10 protein-coding genes and 1 pseudogene are annotated in these 18,031 nt (G+C 67.2%); 7 read left to right on the forward strand and 4 right to left on the reverse strand.

Annotated features, from left to right (window positions below):
- Positions 1–12 precede the first annotated feature (12 nt).
- The 4 genes from ACIQAK_RS27275 to ACIQAK_RS27290 all read left to right on the forward strand — a co-directional run bounded on the left by ACIQAK_RS27275 (position 13) and on the right by ACIQAK_RS27290 (position 4,736).
- Entirely contained in the window at positions 13–1,623 is a 1,611-nt protein-coding gene (locus tag ACIQAK_RS27275; protein ID WP_401849186.1) for a TolB family protein, read from the forward strand.
- A 131-nt stretch (positions 1,624–1,754) separates the two neighbouring features.
- Positions 1,755–2,804, forward strand: a complete 1,050-nt coding sequence (locus ACIQAK_RS27280; RefSeq protein WP_366392701.1) for a hypothetical protein — start codon at positions 1,755–1,757, stop codon at positions 2,802–2,804.
- Positions 2,801–4,153, forward strand: coding sequence for a hypothetical protein (locus ACIQAK_RS27285; protein WP_366392700.1), 1,353 nt, complete (start codon positions 2,801–2,803; stop codon positions 4,151–4,153). Before ACIQAK_RS27280 ends, ACIQAK_RS27285 begins: the two co-directional genes overlap by 4 nt.
- 25 nt (positions 4,154–4,178) lie before the next feature.
- A complete protein-coding gene (locus ACIQAK_RS27290) occupies positions 4,179–4,736 on the forward strand; it encodes an SLATT domain-containing protein (RefSeq protein WP_366392699.1) in 558 nt (185 codons plus the stop codon).
- 511 nt (positions 4,737–5,247) lie between these two features.
- On the opposite strand, the gene ACIQAK_RS27295 is transcribed toward ACIQAK_RS27290, so the two are convergent.
- Positions 5,248–8,889, reverse strand: coding sequence for a hypothetical protein (locus tag ACIQAK_RS27295; protein ID WP_366392698.1), 3,642 nt, complete (start codon positions 8,887–8,889; stop codon positions 5,248–5,250).
- A 101-nt stretch (positions 8,890–8,990) separates the two neighbouring features.
- On the opposite strand from ACIQAK_RS27295, the pseudogene ACIQAK_RS27300 reads away from it, so the two are divergent.
- The 3 genes and pseudogenes from ACIQAK_RS27300 to ACIQAK_RS27310 all read left to right on the forward strand — a co-directional run.
- Positions 8,991–9,212: pseudogene (locus ACIQAK_RS27300) on the forward strand (tyrosine-type recombinase/integrase); the annotation flags it as partial.
- A gap of 148 nt (positions 9,213–9,360) precedes the next feature.
- Positions 9,361–10,608, forward strand: coding sequence for a hypothetical protein (locus ACIQAK_RS27305; RefSeq protein ID WP_366392697.1), 1,248 nt, complete (start codon positions 9,361–9,363; stop codon positions 10,606–10,608).
- A gap of 337 nt (positions 10,609–10,945) precedes the next feature.
- Positions 10,946–13,999, forward strand: coding sequence for a hypothetical protein (locus ACIQAK_RS27310; RefSeq protein ID WP_366392696.1), 3,054 nt, complete (start codon positions 10,946–10,948; stop codon positions 13,997–13,999).
- Between the two features lie 865 nt (positions 14,000–14,864).
- On the opposite strand, the gene ACIQAK_RS27315 is transcribed toward ACIQAK_RS27310, so the two are convergent.
- The 3 genes from ACIQAK_RS27315 to ACIQAK_RS27325 all read right to left on the reverse strand — a co-directional run bounded on the left by ACIQAK_RS27315 (position 14,865) and on the right by ACIQAK_RS27325 (position 17,805).
- Entirely contained in the window at positions 14,865–15,734 is an 870-nt protein-coding gene (locus tag ACIQAK_RS27315; RefSeq protein WP_366392695.1) for a hypothetical protein, read from the reverse strand.
- Positions 15,735–16,255: 521 nt separating this feature from the next.
- Positions 16,256–17,347 carry a site-specific integrase gene (locus ACIQAK_RS27320; RefSeq protein WP_366392694.1) on the reverse strand — a complete coding sequence of 364 codons (1,092 nt, stop codon included), beginning with the start codon at positions 17,345–17,347 and terminating at the stop codon, positions 16,256–16,258.
- 230 nt (positions 17,348–17,577) lie between these two features.
- Positions 17,578–17,805: a helix-turn-helix domain-containing protein gene (locus ACIQAK_RS27325; RefSeq protein ID WP_366392693.1), complete on the reverse strand. Its 228-nt coding sequence runs from the start codon at positions 17,803–17,805 to the stop codon at positions 17,578–17,580.
- Positions 17,806–18,031 lie beyond the last annotated feature (226 nt).

The raw sequence follows: 18,031 nt of genomic DNA on the forward strand, positions 1-18,031 counted from the left end.
CCCCGCAGATGGGTGGGACGATTCGCCTCCCTGCTCGTGGGCGCGACGCTGCTGGTGGCGGCGTGCACCGCGCCGAGGGACGGCGCCACAGCGGAGGGCGACGAGGCGAGTGCCGCCCGCGGCGCCCCCGTGCTGGCGTTCGTCCGCCCGCTCGCGCGGGAAATCGTCCTGGCGGACGCCGACGGCCGTACCTGGCGCGGCGTGCGGCTGCGCGCCGCCCCGGACCACGTCCGGTGGTCCCCCGACGGTTCGGCGCTGGCGTGGATCGACGACGAGAGCGACAGCCATGGCGGCCGGATACTGCACCGGCTCGACGTCACGACCGGCCGCGAGCGGACCACCCCATGTGCCTGTGGAGGAGTTGGCTTTCTCGGCGACGAAGTCGCCACCCTGTCCAGCGACGGCGACGCTCTTCTGTTCCTCGCGGCCGACGGGCAGACCCGTCGCGCAGCGCTGAGCGAACCTCTTGGGGATTACGCCAGGGTCGCCGCCGGCGGCCGGGACCAGGTGACGATCGCCGATTTGCTACCAGAGCGCGAGGTGGGCCGCGGCCAGTACCGACTCGTCGGGGCCGACCGCTCCGGCACGGTTCGGCCGTTCCTTCCGGCCCGGGCGCCGACCTCGTTCGCGGACGGGATCGGCTCCCCCGACGGGAGGCGGATCGCCTGGGCGTCGGCCGACTCCGGCGGAGCTTGCTGGAACGTCGGGAACGTGTTGCTCGCCACATACGGCGATAAGGGCCGTCAGACGCCCGAGCGCCCCGTCGACGCGGTCATGGGGCACGCTCTGCTGGAGGAGCGCGTCCTTGTGACCGGGCTGGCCTGGGCGGGTGAGGGCCTCACCGTGACCTTCGGGCCGATGACGGGCTGCCAGGCCGCCCCTCCCGAGAGGTTCGTGTCGTACTACCAGCACGACGGAGCCTGGCGTTTCATCGGCACGGGCATGAGCGCGGTCGGCTACGGCGCCGGAGGGCGCGGCGCGCGGCTTCTGGTCCCTGAGCGGCCCGAGCGGCGCGAGGAGGACGACTCCTACCTTCCGCTGCTCGGCGACCTGGAGTTCTCGGACAGCCGCGGCGAGCGCCACGTCCTCGGCTCCGGGGTGTCGGCCTTCGTGTTCACCCCGGCCGAAAGCGCGAAGGCCGCGCCACCCGCACGGGTCGCCCAACCGAAGGACGATCGCGTGGCGAGGACGACGGACCGTGGTGAACCGGTGCCGACCCATCTGCGGGCGCTCGCAGAGGGCATCAAGGACGCGGCCGAGGACGGAGACGTGGCACGTCTGCGGAGTCTGTGCGACCACTGTGACGGCGAGACGAAGGACGCTGTGCGCACCGCCGAGGGTCGCCGCGAGCTGGTGCGGCTGCTGAGCAGCCACCCGGGGCGGACGGAGAACGGCATCGTGTTCCCCGGGCTCGCGGCACACCGCTGCGTCGACGAGCCGGAGCAGGACATCACCTGCACCGCCGAGCAGCTCCGCGACATCGCCCTGCTGGACATTCCGGTGGTGGGCGGCATCGATGACGCCTACGAAGGCCAGGTCTACGAAGCGGAGTCGGACCACCGGCTCCAGCTGCGGTCCGGGTCCGGCGGGAAGGCCCTGTGGGTCGGGAGGTACTTGCCGTGACCTGTACGGACGATGTCGAGGGCGCTGGTGCGGCGGAGCCGGCGGTACCGGAGTGCCGCTGCGGCCGCGGTTGCCCGCCGTACGCTCGCACCACGGAGGGCGTGGAACGTCGTGCGCCGGACGGCCCGGTCATGACCGGAGACACGGTCGACGGCGAGGGCGTGGTGGGCTTCGGTTATGAGCCGCAGCCCCGGGAGGTCCCGGCAACCGCGCGAGACGACCGGCTGCTGACGGACGGCGACCTGAGCCGTGACGGGCTTCCGTCCCGTCCCGTCCCCGCACTCCGGCCTCCGGGCCCGGGCGACGAACGGCTCCCTCACGACAGACTGCCCGAGGGCGTGGTGATTCCCTCGGCGCGGAGATCCCCCTGCCTCCCGGCGGCGGTGCGCGACCTCCTGGCCGACGCAACCGGGCCATGGGCGAGCGTAGTTCACCCGATCACCCGCGTGGTACGGGCGGCCGGACACGAGCTCTGGCTGACCGGCGGGGCCACCCGTGAGCTGCTGTCCGGCCACGGCCGCCAAGCGGTCAGGGACCTGGACCTCACGGGCACCGCGCCGGCCGGGCGCTTCACGGGGTTGGCACGCCAAGCCCTTGAGGAAGACGGCGAGACCTACGAGTTGACCCTCCGGGTGAGCCCCGACAGCCTTGTCTGCATGGTCGAGGGTGTCGGTCTGTCCTCGGCGCTGCTGGAATACAGAGGTCTGGGGCAGAGCGGGTTCGGATTTCCCGCCACGGGAACCGACCTGGCCGCCGACAACCGGCAGCGGGACTTCACCGTCAACAGCATCCTGTACGACTTCGAACGTCACCTCGTCATCGACCCGAGCCGGCGTGGTCTGCCGCATCTCGCGGGACCAGGGCGCGCTCTGGTACCCGTCATCCGCTCGTCGGACCCCATGGTGCGGGCCGAGCTGGCGCTGCGGGCGGTGAAGTTCCTCGTGCGCTGGGGGGAGGACGGTCCAGTGGACACGCGCGAACTCCGCTCCTGGACAGCGGAGTTCCCCGACGATCTGGCCGGGCAGGTCCAGGAGCGTGGCGAGCGGTCCTGGACACAACTGCTGGTCCTTCACCACGAGAGCCTGGGCGATGTCCCCGCGGACCGGCAGACCGCCGTGGCCGGCACCCTGGGGCCGAGTGTGGAGCGCCTGCTCAAGACACTGCTGGGGAGCCCTGCGTGAACGGATCGCCTCCCGCCGGCGCGAACGCACCCATCCCCCATCGGCCCCTCGCCCGCTGGGTGGCGCGCCTGGACACCGCCGGCTCCGAGCCCGGCGTTCACCACGTCACGGGCCTGGTGAACGACGGAGCCGAGCGGACGGACGCCCGGGCACTCCCCCGGTTCCAGGATCCCGCCTGGCGTAGAACCGGTGTGACCGCCCGGCGCGGTGACGGACCGCCCGTCCCTGCCCTGGCCCTCCATCACCCCGTACGGGGCATCCTCTACGTCGAGCTGGACCACTACGGCCGGCCGCTGCCCGCGAGCCCCGCGGGCGCGGAACTGGTCACCCGCATCGAGACGCACTGGGACGCCCCGCCCGCGGAACCGAGCGTCCTGCGGGTCCTCGGCGAGGAGAGTCCCGACCTCAGACATGTCCTGCTGCACCGGCTCGCCGACGAGACCGATCCGCCCGCGTCCCTCTTCCACACCCTGCCCTGGGCCGACCTGGACACGGTCGCGGGCAATGTCCTGACCATGCTCGACGGGTCCGGCCCTGTCGAACGCCCGGGCCGCGAACTCCTCCATTGGTTCACCCCTGCCGCCATCCGGCTGGCGGGCCCTCTGGCCGTTCTGGAACGCGGGATGCGGGAGGGCCGGGACCCGGTCCTGCTGCGCCACGAGGCCGTCTCCCTGCTGACCGGCCTGCTGGCCGCCCGTCCGGAACGGATCCCCGACACCACCGCGGAGCGGCTCGTCCGGCTGGCCGACCGGCTCAGCACACGGGACCCCCTCCTGCGGCACACCGCCCGGGTGGTCGCCGCCCGCCTGCGCACCGGTCGGCCGGACCGCCGGTCCCCCTCGCTCACCCTGCGCCTGGACCCCCTGCTCCCCGCGGCCGCCCGCACAACGGGCGCCAGCTACCGGAGGACCGCCCGGGACGAACTGTTCGAGGTGAAAGCCGAGCACACGCCCGGAGGCCGGATCCGCGTCACCTTGACGCTGCCCCACCCCGTAGAAACGGCCCAGGACACCTGGACCACCGCGCCGGACGGCCTCGTCGCCCCCCTCTCCGTCCGGACGGCGGAGCCAGGAGCGGGTCGGTTCTGGATCGCGCTGCGCAGCAGGGCGACCTCCTTGCAGGGAGCTCTTGAGCTGTTCGCTCCGGCGGGCCGCCTCGACCTGGTCGCGGACGAGCCCGCCGTCCCGTTCGCCGGGTTGCGCGCCGTCCCCGCCCCGGAACTGCTCCCCTCGCTGCGTGCCTCATCCGCCGCCACCCAGCGCCTGTGGGAGCGGGCCGCGGCCGCGTTGCCACCCGATCATCCCGTTCCTGCGGCCCTTCGGCTGTACCAGCAGGACGTCACCCACTGAAACGGACGAGATGAGGAGTCGCACCGTGGCAGAGAGCCCACCCGCCGATCCCGAAGGCCGTCGGACGGCGATCGCGGATGAGCTGCGCAGACTGGAGGAGAGCGCGATGTACAGCGCGCAGACGCAGTTCGAGACCGCGAAACACTGGCGGAGCATGCATCTGATGATGGGGGTGCCCACCAGCCTGCTCGCCGCCGTGGCCGGCACCACCGCCCTGGTGGAGTCGACGGGGCGCATCGCCGCCGGCATCCTCGCCCTCGTCTGCGCCGGGCTCAGCGCCGTCATGACCACGGTGAACGCGCCCCAGCGCATGTCCCACGCCACGACCTGTGCCAACGCCTACCTGGAGGTACAGACAGCTGCACGCCAGACCCGCACCGTGGATCTCCCCGCCCTCACGCTCGACGAAGCCCGCGTCGTTCTCGCGGAGTTGACATCCCGTCGCGGCGAGCAGAACAGGGCCGCGGATCCTCCGGGCCGGCGCGCGTACCGGCGCGCCCAGAGCAACATCGGGTGCGGCGGGCAGACCTACGCGGTGGATCGCGGCAGCACGGCGATGACATCGGACGCGACGACGCCCTGAGCAGCCGGTGCCGGAAAAGGCCGGTCTCGGATGACTCCGAAACCGGCCCTGATCTGCGACTGTCTCCAGTCGGGACGACAGGATTTGAACCTGCGACCCCTTGACCCCCAGGAGTAGGGGTCATCCGTTTTGTCTGCACATACATCCAGAAATCAGGGAGCACAGCGTGTGGTGACGTGCGTGCCGTTCAGGTGCGCGGACACCGTCTGGTCCCCAACTGGTCCCCATGGGTCGTGTCCGTGACACGCACGCCCAAGGGGCGCAGCCGGGTCAAGAGGCCGGCTCGCCAGGGCCTGCCACGGCATGACACCTGGCAGCCTTGTGCAGATGGTGTGCCACCATTGCCAGGAGTTGCTGCTGCATCACTGCTCCTCATAGACCAGCTGCCCTTATACGGCCGGGGCCTGATCAGCCGTATAGGGCGGAACTGGCGCTCATGAGCGCGGAGCGCTGGTTGGCTGGTATCAGGGCTTGGGCAGGAGCGCGGTGCCGTTTTGGTGATGACTGAGCTTCAGAGGGTGAACCACCTTTCTTTTTCCGCGATGGTGGGCAGCGGGTCCGGGGAGGTACTCCCTGCGACGCAGCGTTCGGCAGCCAGCAGCCACGCCATCGGGTAGCGGTCCGGCTCCTCCATGATCGAGAATGCGAAGGGGGCGATACCGGCGGAGGCGTCCGCGATATCGACGTCGATGACGCCGCTGGGGCCGTGAGCTTTGATCCCTTCAAGCAGTGTGTTGGATGGCTGCGCGAGCATCCGGGAGGTCAGCGCCCGCAACGAAGGCCATGCGCTGACCCCGTACTGAGCCATCCGCGTCAAGGCCGACTCATCGAGGTGCGCCAGCGGGTCCAGACGTTTCAGGCTCACGCTGTGCTGGGCGACCAGCATTTGGGTGAGTGCCGATAGGGGGGTCGCTGAGTCGGACAGGATGCCGGGCCGCAGCCGACGGGCGATAGCCGAGGCGCCAAGCCGACTTGAGCTGCGGCACAGCGCCAGCTGCTGCGGGAACGTCATGACAGCCAGAGCCTGGTCCAGGTGAGCGAGGTGATCGCTGACCACGTCCGCGTCGGCGCAGGTGAGCAGAGCAAGCGCCCACGTCCTGCGGGAAAGGGAGTCGGGAGCCGCGACGTACTGCTGAGACCACCACTCGGGCGCAGACCTGTTGGCGCGTACGTCCTGCAGGAGGCGTCCGTAGTCAGGGCTCTCGCCCAGTGGTTCCGAGTTCCGGGTTAGATTGCCTCCGGTCAGGAATACGGTGCGAGGCGAGGCTGCGCCGATGACGGCGACTTCCGCGGCGAGCCAGCATGGCCCGTACAGGGAACTGAGCTCCCGTGCGGTGTTGCCCCAGGACGATGTCGTTCCCTTCTGGCCCCGTCCAGTACGAAGAGCGGCCTGGATGAGTGACCACTGCGGACTGCGGCGTTTGAGGCGCTGCAGTGCTGTCTGCCTCTGTGTGTCGGTGGGCGCTTGGAGGTGGCCGACATCGATGGCGTCGCTGTGCTGCGGAGGGTGTGCTCTGTGGATCAAGGTTTGGGGTGAAACAACGCGCAGGATGTCGTGGACGTGGGATGAGGCAGGGGAATCCTGGTCGCAGCAGTGCCCGTCCAGAGCCGCGTGGAGCATCCAGCGCTCGGTGTTGGAGTCTGGTGGCGGGCAGACTCCTGCCGCCACCGCCGCGGCGGCCTCGAGGGGATTTTCTAGGGTGAGTGCGGCCACCGTTTCCTGCGGCAGTCGACTTCCCGCTGCATTCGCACGGCCGATGCCCATCCAGAGAGCCTGATTGCTGCCGCCAGCGGCGGCCTGCACCTGCGGCTGCCACCAGGCATCGAATGCCTCGCGTTCGCCAAGTATCTGTACAGCCAGACCGACTCGGTCAGCGGTCATGGGGGACCGAGGGCCTCCAGCGACCTGGGCGAGAAGGCTTTCGGCGAGGAACTTGCCTCCGCGGTCCGCGCTGAGCGCGGGGGTCTCATCGGACGCACCGAGGGCGTGGTGAAGTAGCCGAACGCTCAGATCGTCGGTGAACAGGTCTGCAGCCCGGCGCAGCGACCGGACCCGGCCGTTGAACACTCCATCGGACAGCAGTGCCCATGAAGCCAGCCGCACCTGGCGCGGCCGTAGTCCGAGATCGCGTTCTTCCTCCAGTGCCTCCAGCATGCCCGCTAGGTCGTTGGGTTTGGCGAACCCGCAGTAGAACCGGCAGGTGTTCAGCCAATACGGGCGCTGGATGAGGCTCCGCAGGACTTTCGCGGAGTCGAAGTCCGACTGGTCTACGCCCGCGAAGTGGTAGAGGTAGTGGGCTGCGAAATACTCACGCACTGGCTGGACATCGAACTCGAACGTGCCCTGGACCTTGCTCGACAGCGCCCAGACCCGGTCGGTCACGGCGGTGAACAAGTCATCGACGAGCGAAGTCTCCTTGTCCACCTGGTAGAGGTACACGAGGATCGACTGCTTCAGATTCCTCGTCGGCACGTGACCGCTCGACCCGTCCGCCTCAGCGCGTGACTGCAGGTCCCAGCCCAGGTACGCCGTGACCTCCTCCAGGTCCTGCCTGTGGTCTTGGACCGCGGGCCACTTGGTGGCCTCTCGGTCCAAGAAGGTCTCCATGTACGAGGAGTACAGAGCGGTTCGGCTGCTGGGTACGGAGTTGGCGCGTTTCTGCAGCAAGTACAGCAGGATCGTCAGCTGCATGGGATTGGCGGCAAGCTGGTCGATGTGAGGCTCGGCCGAACGCTGCTGGAAGGATCGCTCTAGAACAAGCCGATCTCTGGGCGAGACGTGCCGGGTGGCAGCCCACTTGCGAAGATAGGAGATCCTTAGCCGCAGACTCAGCCTGGATAGAGCGACGGTCTCGAACAGATCGGGATCCGGCTCGGAAAAGTCCGAGGCGTTCGGACGCGTGGTAACCACTACCTGAGGCGGCGTCACAGCGGTGCTCAGGCGCGCGCAGAACTCGTTGACCTCCTTAACCACACGCGCGCGTACATCGCGCCGCGCTACCTCGTCCAGCCCATCCAGGACAATGAGGACCGGTAGACGGTGCAGCAGGTCGTGCACACCATCGACCTCGACCGGAAGCTTCCCGCTCTTGGCGTGCAACAGATCTTTGAGGAACTCCTCCAGTGGTCCGGATGCACGCGGACGCACCCGGACGGCCCGGTCACCACCGACTATTGAGAATGGGTCCGTGCCCAGCAGCCACAACGCGTAGTCACTCAGGTCGATGCGCAGAGGGAACCGCTGAAAGCCCGTACTGCCGATCTGGCCGCCGTCCTCTGCCCGAAGAAACGGGATGCGATGCTGCTGGCACAGGTACTGGCCCAGAGTCGACTTGCCCTGCCCCGGCTCACCGCGTACGAGGGTGAACGGCTGGGCCGTCCTCGTCAGATATGCCGCGGCACCTCCCAACTGCGCGCCCACTACACGGTCGGCGAACAACCCGACGGTTCGGCGGGGAAGGGATACCAACGTCGCCTCGACATCGACGAAAAGATCAGCAAGATCATGCGAGTCAAGCTCCACCTGCTTGAACTTGACCTTCGCATCATCCCGCCATTGCGTCGCAATCACTTTCAAAAGAAGGGCACGCAACCTGCGCATATCGGTCTCAGCGCTTTGCGCTTCGATCAGATAGCGGATCAGCTCGCTACCGGCCAGCATCTCGGAGTACGCCCACTTCAGCTCGTCCGGTGCCGCATCGACGCGGGCATCGATGTCGGCCCGCCACCAGCAGATGAATGGGATGCCGAATTCCTTAGAATGCTTCTCCAGTGCAGTGTGTAGACGGTCGATTCCGCCCCGCCCCGGCGTCCCCGTGCCAGCAACCGACGTCAGGATGTAGTACTTCTCAGCGCCCTGCTCCACCAGACGCCTGATGCTGCTGGTCTCGTCCTTGATCGTTCTATCCAGCCAGGTCACAGGATCTTTGACAGCGTGACTGGTCCACTTGACCTGGAAGATGATGCTGCTCTTACCCTCCTGCAGCACCGCATCCCTGCCCCCGTCGGCATGCCCGACGGGAAAACATGACACATCGGGGAAGACGTGTGCCAGCAGTGCATTGCACAACTGTTGAAATGGCTTCTCACCAAGCCGCTCGTACAGATAGCGCCAGGACTGCCCGCTCTGCTGAGCAACTTGCCGACTGGCCATACCGATACCCCGCTTACTCACGCCGCTGTCAAGCCACGCTGACGATATCGCGCGACGTCGACTGTGTGCAGTGACAGCCTGGTTCGTGACTGTGTTCGGTCTTGTGCCGCCACGATCTCCGGCACACGGGGCTCACTTGGTTCGTCGATGCCGGGGTCCATATCCACGTCCTTCACCGGATCGCCGGCCACAGATCGCTGATGACCACACAACGCTACCTACATCCGGACGTACACAAGATCACGGCAGCCGGCACAGCACTCTCCGTTCACCTCAGCGTGCTTCGCGCACCGCGCTCCCTGCCGAGCCCGATCCTCATGACCGCTGACGCCGGTCACGAAGGCTGGTTCCCAGCTGGTCCCCAGGATCCCCGTCCTGGCGATGAGGATCGCTCCGGCATCTCTGGTCACTGCAGGGTGGAGAGGGCAGATTGACCGGCAGATTGTCAGTGCCCGCGCATAGCCTGCCGACATGTCCTCGACTCGCGATGAGCTTCGCCATGTCATGCTCGGTTCCCTCTTTACACCTGAGGTTCCCCTGGGGTTGACCCGGGGCATCCTCATCACCTGCCACGTCTCGGCGACAGGCAAGGGCAAGCTCCACGGAATCCCCGAGTGCCGCGCGCTGCGGTCAGCCGCCTCCGTGAACCAGATCGACGTCCCCTTCGGCGAAGCCGTGGCGCGGCTCTGCCCGAGCTGTCGGTGGCCTCTGCCCACAGACAGCCTCATCCTGCCGCTCGGCGCCGCCGTGAGCGAAGTGGATTCACTCGCCATCTGGCTCGACCGTGAGTCCAAGGACGAGGAGGACCTCGAGGCCGAGCGTGACGCCGCCACCGCCCTCACCGCCGGCGAGTACCCGCCCCCCGCCACCGAATCCGGCGACGAGGAGGAGAAAGACGACGACGAGGCCGGGCACGACGAGGAATGGAAGCGATACGACCGCGCCCGCAACTTCCGCTCCCGCCGTCACGAGCACTGGCGTCGGCTGCACTCCTACCTGACACGGAGCAACGAGGCCGTGTCCGAGTACCCCTTCCTCGCCCCCTGGGCCGATGGTCTGCAGAGTCGCCTCGCCACGGCCCTCGACGAGGAGCGTCGGGCCTTCGCGGCCCTCGTGCAGCCGATCCGCCTGCTGGAGGCGGCTGCCGTGCGTATCCTGCCCGAGCCGAAGTTCTCCCCCAACCCGGGCTTCGCCGGGTTGGGAGCGGAGGCGGAGAAGACCTTCCGGCGAGCATGGTACGAGTGGAGTCGGCGAGCCGTCTGGTCCTGGCGCCGCCTGGAAGATCAGGACTTCTCGGTCTACACCGTCGTCAGCGACGCCTTCGGACGTCGCCGTAAGGGGAAGCCCGAGGCCCACGCCGCCTTCCGCCGACTCACTGCCGACTGGATCCGTCAGGCACGCGAAGAAGCCGGCCGCCCCGTCAGTACGCCATGGCAGCTGGTGGCGGTGAAGGCGCCCGCCCTCGTCAGGACCCACCACAGCGAGCCGGAACGCGACCCTCTCACCTTGTGGGAAGCAGCGGTCATCGCCACCTACCAGGTGGCCTTCAACCGGAAGGCCGGCACCACAGCGCTGCTCGTTCCCCACCTCGTCGCCGAGCAACTGCTCGAATGCGCCTCCGAGAACATGCCGGTTCAGCGCCTGGCTCCCGACGGCAGCGCGCTACCGGCAGAGGTGCTGCTCGATCAGTGGGACCACGCGGGGCTCAACCTCTCATGACCGCCTCTCACGTACTCAGGGGAGCCGAGCAGACGGCCAACCGTGCGGGCCGGACCGCACGCCTGGGACCACCACGCCCCGGAACGCGCGAAAGGCCGCGCTCCCACGGATGAGAGAACGGGCTCCGAGCTGCGAAAAGCATGGTCGAGATGGCATGTTTTGAACCTGCGCCCCCTTGGCCTCCAGCGGGCCCTCTCGGCCCCGAGGCGGTCGCGCATCACGTCTGCCCGCACCGATCGTGGGTCGGCGGCTGCTCCACCGCGCACAGAAGATCGGGGCTCACGACGTTCCCTCCGACAGCACGCCGGTTGTCAGTGGTGTGGGAGAGAATCCTTGCGTGGCGACTTACCCTGAGACCGAACGCTATATCCAGTTTCTGCTTGAGCAGTTGGCGGGCCGCAACGAGCACCATGTGTTCGAGCGGATCGTATTTCAGATTGCGCTGTGCCGGCTGAGCAGCAACATCGTGCCCGCTACCGGTCCGGTAAGTGCTGGCGGGGACCAGGGACGTGATGCCGAGTCGTACTACACGAACCTGCCACACGAGTTGCCTGGGGCAGGCGGGTTCGTCGGGCGTGCCACCACGGAGCCGTGGGTCCTGGCGGCATCCGTGCAGAAGCCGCCGTTGGACGGGAAGATCCGCGACGACCTGAAGTCGATCTGTAGCCGAGGCGAACCCGTGCGCAGGGTGGCCTTCTTCGCGGTGCACGAAATCCCGGTGGCGGCACGGCACCGGTTGCAGCAATATGCGCGGGATACCTACGACGTCGCCCTGGACGTGTTCGACGGGCAGGCTGTGGCTGGCATGCTCGCCCAGGGCGACCTGGTCTGGGTCGCCCAGCGGTTTCTGGATCTGCCCTCGGCGATGATCCCGGACGAGCCGGCCGAGGCACATCCGGACTGGTACCGCTCCACCCTGACCGCTTTGCGGGAGCGGCCGGGTAAGCGTCTGACGCCGGGAGCCCTGTCCGAGGTCCGGGACGGTTTGCGGCATGCGACCTTCGACGACGAGGCGCGAGTGGACCTGGCCGAGTGGCTCGGCTACGTCGGGGAATTCATCGACGCTGGGGACGGAGAGCTCGCTCTGCGGGCGCGCTACGAACGAGTGTTGGCCGTTCTGCGCGGGAAGAACAGCTTGGACGGTGTCGAAGCGGATATCCGGGCAGTTATCGACGCCGCCCTGTCCTCGGAGCGTGTCGCGCTCCTGGATGACGCGGGCCAACTGCTGCTGTACTGGGGCGGTGCCTGGCTGCGTCACCTGGGTACGGCGAACGCCGAGGAACTGCGCGAGTTGGACCTCCGCCTGCGGCAGCGTGTAGCCGTCTTGATCGAGGCCACCGACGCCGCTGTCTACCCCGTACGCAAGGCGTCGCTCCTCGACGTGGCCGCCCGCCTGTGTCTGCACCCGCGTTGGCCGCAGGTCACACGCCCGGCCGCAGGGGCGCTACCCACCCCGCAGGAGACGACACGGCTGCGGCGGGCGGGTGAGATCGTGCCCACTGTCAGCTCGGCCAACCCGCTGGTGGACGTCACCGTGGCGATGGACTGTCTGGAACAGCTGGTCGACCTGCTGCCGCAGGCCCCTGCCTTCCCAGTCGGCGGTGTCAGCGAGACGTTCCAGATCTTCGCACCCGCCCTCACCGAAGACCCACGCTACGAGAAGATCCGCGACGCGCTGGACGCCGCGCAGGCGGACCTCGCAGGCGACAGCAGTGTCGCCGCACGCTGCCAGGACCGTGCGATGGCATTCCTGCGCGCGGGCAGACCGCTGGACGCGCTGCACGAACTACACGAGGTCAAAATCAACTGGTGGCACGGCGACACCCTGCGCGGCGCGCTCCTCACCATGCGCATGATCGGGAAGATCTACGGCGACCTGGACCTGCAGCAAGCCGCCCGGCAGTACGTGCTGACCGCCGCCGCCGTCGCCGCCTCACCCGCAGGCCAGGAACATCAAGACCTGCTACCCGCCGCATTGACCCAAGCCATGGCCCATACCCACGCGGCTGGCCACTGGGGCGACGCCCTCGCTCTCGGCGGACTCGCCTTCATGGCCCACCACCTGTTCGCCGAAACCCCCGAGGACTACCCCTCTCACGGCTACATCCAGCAACTCGACTTCCACGCCAGCATGGTGATGCTCAGTGCAGAGCGGTTCCGCCCCGCGCTCATGCCGGTCCTGCGTGAGCTCACCGATGCGGACTACCTGGCCGACCTGGACGAACACCTCCCGCTGATCCGGCCCAGCTTCACGCAGACCGAGCAGCAGTTCATCCAGAACGCAGACGACCAGCTCACCGGAAGACCGTTTTCGGACGTGGGAGCGCACCGGGATATGAACTTCGCAGCCCTGGGCACGACATGGCGTATCCGGTGCGACAACACCCGCGCTACCGTCCTGGCAGCCGAACGTTTCACCGCCGCGGTGCAGATCTCGCTCGCGGAACTCGCCCCGCACGATCCCCTGTTCTTCCCCCAGGACATCCTGGTCCGGGTGATCACGGGTACACCACTGGGCGGAGGGGACAGAGTCACCTTCCGGCCCAACAATCACGCCATCGACTGCACTGTCATCCTCAGCCCCTACAGCGCCTCAACCGACCACACAGCCTTCGAACGTGAACTGTCCACCACGGTGGTGCACCTGCTGGCCCACCTCAGCGCCAGGCCCACCGAGGCGTTCATGTCCCTGGTGAAGACAACATTCGCCCGCGGACTCCTGCACAAACTGATCAGCGGTCGCCCCTACGACGAAGCCGCCGGCCTGCTGGCCGAGGCCCACTACAACACCCTGCGGCAATCCGCCATGCCACCGTGGTCGGACACGGCATTCCAGCCCCCCACCGCCCCGCAACTCGCCCAGCCCACAACGCCGGGACCCGGCTACGACCGTACCAGAGCACTCGACATGATCCGCGACAACTACACCGACCTGCCCCAGGTACTCAGCGAGACACTGCCCCGTGTCCTGGCCGACCCCGACATTCGCTCAGCACTGCAGGAACTGCGCAAGGAAGGATGGCTCGACTGGCAGATCCTGCTGACCCTGGCCAACATCGCCGCTAACCTGCGGCTGCAGCAGGCCAGCCCGGGCAGCATCCCCCGGGACTATCCCGCCCGCTTCTTCCGAACGCCGGAAAGCCATTACGCAACCCCACTGCCCCTGAACGCCTTCACCGCTGACAGCCTGCGCGCGCAGATGGACGTAACTCTGCTGGCCGTCGCCCAACGCCGCTGGAAATTGGGCTCCGCCATGAGGACCCCCAACCTGCAGGCGTTCAAAGAGCTGTTGGCCTCGCGCTACGGCTACGCGACAGATGATGTTCCGCACCACGACCTGCTCAATGGCGCCCCGGACGAGCGCGGGGCCCTGTTTCCTCCGGGCACCTAAGGTCGTTCACCGATTTGCCGGGCGACGCACTGGAAGACGGCCCGTTCGCCCAGGCTGACCCCCGCCACGACCCGATCCAGCCGGCCTCCGTGTCGCTGTGAAAGTGATCCACCCCGCGCAGGCCGAGAACCCTCAGTTTCAGGCCCCCGCTTCTGCCGAAAAGTCCTGGCTTGGATGGTGCGGATGATATGCCTGTACTGGATTTGGAGGTCGTCGAGCACATCGGCGTAGCCGTATTCGGATAGAGGTATGGCACGGCCTCCTCACAGAGGACCGCCTTGACCTCGCGCCATTCCGCAAACCCGGCAGCAACCGGCGGGGGAGTGGCAGCGCCCTCCCTTTGGGCCCCCTGGCCGCAGTCCAGCTCTACACCACCAACGCCAACCCTCTCATCGAGGGCAAGGGCCACTCGCCGCTGTGCCGGCACGCCCAACACAGCGCTGCGGTAGTGCGCGGAGACGACCTCCTGGCCGTCGCCGATCTCATGGCGCGCACCGACTCCGACTGGTGTCATCGAAGACGCCTGGGCGGAGCCTGCCCGGCTCACTCCCGGTGCGACTATCGTGCTCGGGCGGATCCACCGTCCCGTCTGCTGGGCTGCATGGAAGGCCGGTCGCCGGGCCGAGCAGTCGTTCGGCGACGAGATCAGGAACTTCCAGCGTGAGGACGCCGCTCCCCCATTCCGGCTGCACGGCCCACGTGACCAGCACACCGAGCGTCCACTCGTCCAGCCCGTCCAGGAAGTCCGTAACAACACGACGTGGCGTGCCGGCAGACGCGTGCGGTATATGCGCCGTCAGCCGACGTTCCCGAGTCCGGTCCACCGGGGCCGCTGCTGCCCTGGCCAGTTTCTCCCAAGACACAATCAGGCGTGCAGCCTCAGCTCGGGCCGCGTCGTGCCCCTTCTGGTTACTGCGGATACCTCGGACGATCTCGTACGAGAGGTACGCACGCGGGCCCGGTCCCTCCCAGATCCGCCCAGCCGTGCTCTGCCATCGAGCCACAAGCGCACGAGCGCACTGGACACCCGGCTGTTGCCGCCGAGCACCGCAAAAGCCGGGTCTGCACACGGCAGCTTGGGCATGGGAAGAGCCATGGCAGCAGCGGCCACGACAAGTTCCTCCCGGTCCACGAACCGGGCTGCCTGGGCTCGAAGGGTCTCCAGGTACCGTGCCTTGATCCTTAGCGAGGGCTTTGCCCACTCCTCCAACCAGGGAAAGTGAGCGAGCAGAGCCTGTGCCTCAAGCAGGCTTCCTCGCGCGCCGCACCAATGCGAGAAGACCAGACCCCGCAGATTCTCGGCCTCTTCACGCGCCTCCCGTAGCGGTGCGTCATCCTCCTCATCCTCGCCGTCATGAGCGCCCAGACCCTGCTCAGCACGAAGAAGCTCAGCCGCTCCCCGTGCCTCGTGATCGGTCCAGCACTCGTCTTCGTCCGGCTCCCTATACGACCGAAAATGACATAGCAGGCCCGTTTCACCGATAGCCAGCAGGAACATGCCCAGTCCCGTACCCGGCCGACCGCCGGTTCCCCGTGCGGCGCATCGCATGCACAACCGCCTCAGCACCGCTTCATCCAGGGAGACCTTGGCAGTCATCACATCGGACGCGCGCAGCTGTCTGCACTGCCTGGACGCGTGCAGTTTGGCTGCCTTGCTCTTGGCCGAATACACCGTAAGCAACGAGCCCGCGAACGGCCCGAGCGGAACATCAACCATTGTCAGCTCGCTACCCACCAAATCCCCCACCTTCTGCTCCTTGAAGCCCCGAGCCACGAGTTACCGCTACCCCTTCCGGACACCAGAACGGCGCTCCTTCGAGCCGGTTAAGGACGCCGCTCCATCATTTGCATGCTCTTCTGCAACACCGACAGCGCGAGGCAACTACGTGCACGGCACACTGGTCCCCAGCCTTGGTCCCCAGATTTATGCCTCCGCGGCACCCGTCAGCCAACGCAGACAATCATCAGGAGAAGTACCGGTTTGGCTAACCGGCGATGCCGTGTTACAAGCAGCCGACGCAGATACCAACGGAGTTGGGAAGCGCAGGTCAGAAGCCCATCTCGTACGAATCCGGCCGGGGGTGGCGGCCCCGGTCGTCGCTCCAACATTTGGCCCTCTGACCTGCGGTTTTATGGGCTCTCTACCCCCTCCGTGACCAACGACGTGACCAACGCGCCAGCGAGTTCCTTCCGACAGGCCCTCGTGATCAGCGGGATTTCCTCCGTGACCAACGACGTGACCAACCCGTCGAGCGGTCAGCCAATGCGCCCCAGGCCGATGCGCTGCGCGGTCCCCGACGCGAGCTTCCGAGCCCCCTCCACCCGGCGCTTGCCGTACTGGGACATCGTGTAGCCCGGCGAGTGGTGCCTCACGTTGGCCGAGACCTCAACGGGGTTCTCGCCCGCGTCCAAGTCGTTGGTGACCTTGCTGTGCCGCCAGTCGTGGATACGGAACCTCTCGGGAAGCTCCAGCCGGGTCCTGGTGCTTCGCCACCGCGCGCTGACCTGGCCGGCGTCCTGCGCACCGCCCGGAGTGATGCCGTCCTTGCGCAGCATGTATCCGTCCCGCGCGAAGACGAGACCGTGTTCGTCCCAGCCTTCGCCGATCTTCTCCTTCCACATCTCCTGACGTTCCTGCTGGATCTTCAGGACGCTCATCAGCGACTGATCGACGTAGATGACCGCGTTGTCGTCCCCGTCCTTGGTGAGACGCCGCAGGACGCTCTTGTTGCCGACTTCGACGACGACCCATTCGAGCTCGATCGCGCACTCGTCCCAGTGGACGAGGTCCCACATCATCCCGAGGGCCTCGCTGCGGCGGACCCCGGTCGCCGTGTAGGTGGTCCACAGAGGCGCGTCGCGGGTGCAGCCGTGCAGAGGGCCGCACCCACGCCTTCCGCAGGGAGTCCAGATGTCCCCGAGGAACCGGCTCGTTTCGGCATCGTCAAGGGTGACGATCTTCTTCTGCTGCGCCTTGATCTGCCGCAGGGTAGGCGGGCTCGCCGTTGCCGCCGGGTTGAACCGGATCAGCTTCTTCGTGACCGCGGCGTCGAGCGCACCAGACAAGATGTTGTGGATGTGGCGTACGGACTTCGCACCTAGCGGTTTGCCTCGGTTCGACGGGCACGGATCCTTCTCCAGCCTCTGATACAGAGCGTCGAGATCGTCATCCGTCACGTCTCTGAGCTTCTTCGCCCCCAGATAGGGCTTGATATGGAGTCGGATCTTCGGCTCGTACCCCGCCTTGGTCGTGTCCTCGACACGAAGTTTGGCGAACCACTTGTCTATCCAGTCGCCGAACTTCATGTCCGAGCGCGGGACGGGCCCGTCCGATTCCTGCTCCGCCATCCACTTACTAAGCGCCATTGCGGCTGCCGTCTTCGTCGGGAACTCCCGACCAATCCAGTAGCGCACTCGCTTCCCCTGCGCGGGGTCGTAGTGGAGAGGAGTCCTTACTCCCCAGGTGTTCACCCTGCCACTTCTCACGATTTCTACGGGCGACCCACCGAGACCGTTGCCCTTTTTGTTCAAAACCACCGCCCTCGCTAGGACCGAATCAGTGTGTGCCGTTTAAACGTTCAAGAGCCCTGCCGGTCGAGCCATTGGTCCAAATCTCGCGGCCGACAACGCAGCGCAGCACCAACCTTTTTGAAGGGGATACCCTGCGCGCGCCAGTTCCCGTAGACCCACCCCTTCGGTTTCCCCAAGAAGTGGGCGACATCTTCAAGCGACATCAGCGTGAGCGCGAGATTGACTTCATCAGCCTCGCGGTAATCATCATTGGGATCAATCGGTCGATTCCCCATTTCACGGCTCCAAGTAGCGAGACACTTGCCCCAGCGTGGCAAGTGCAGATGCGGGGCAAGTCCATGCCCTCAGGCACGACAACAGTCATCTGTGTCCGGTGCGGCTCCACCGCCAAGCGCAGCATCACGCGGACCCCTCAATGGTCGCCATGATCGCCGGTTTGGCTAACCGGCGATCGTCGGCTATCTGCCGCGCCCCCCCCCCCCCCCCCCCCCCCCCCCGCCC

Origin of the sequence: Streptomyces sp. NPDC088706 (genome assembly GCF_044752765.1) — a bacterium.
Lineage (GTDB): Bacteria > Actinomycetota > Actinomycetes > Streptomycetales > Streptomycetaceae > Streptomyces.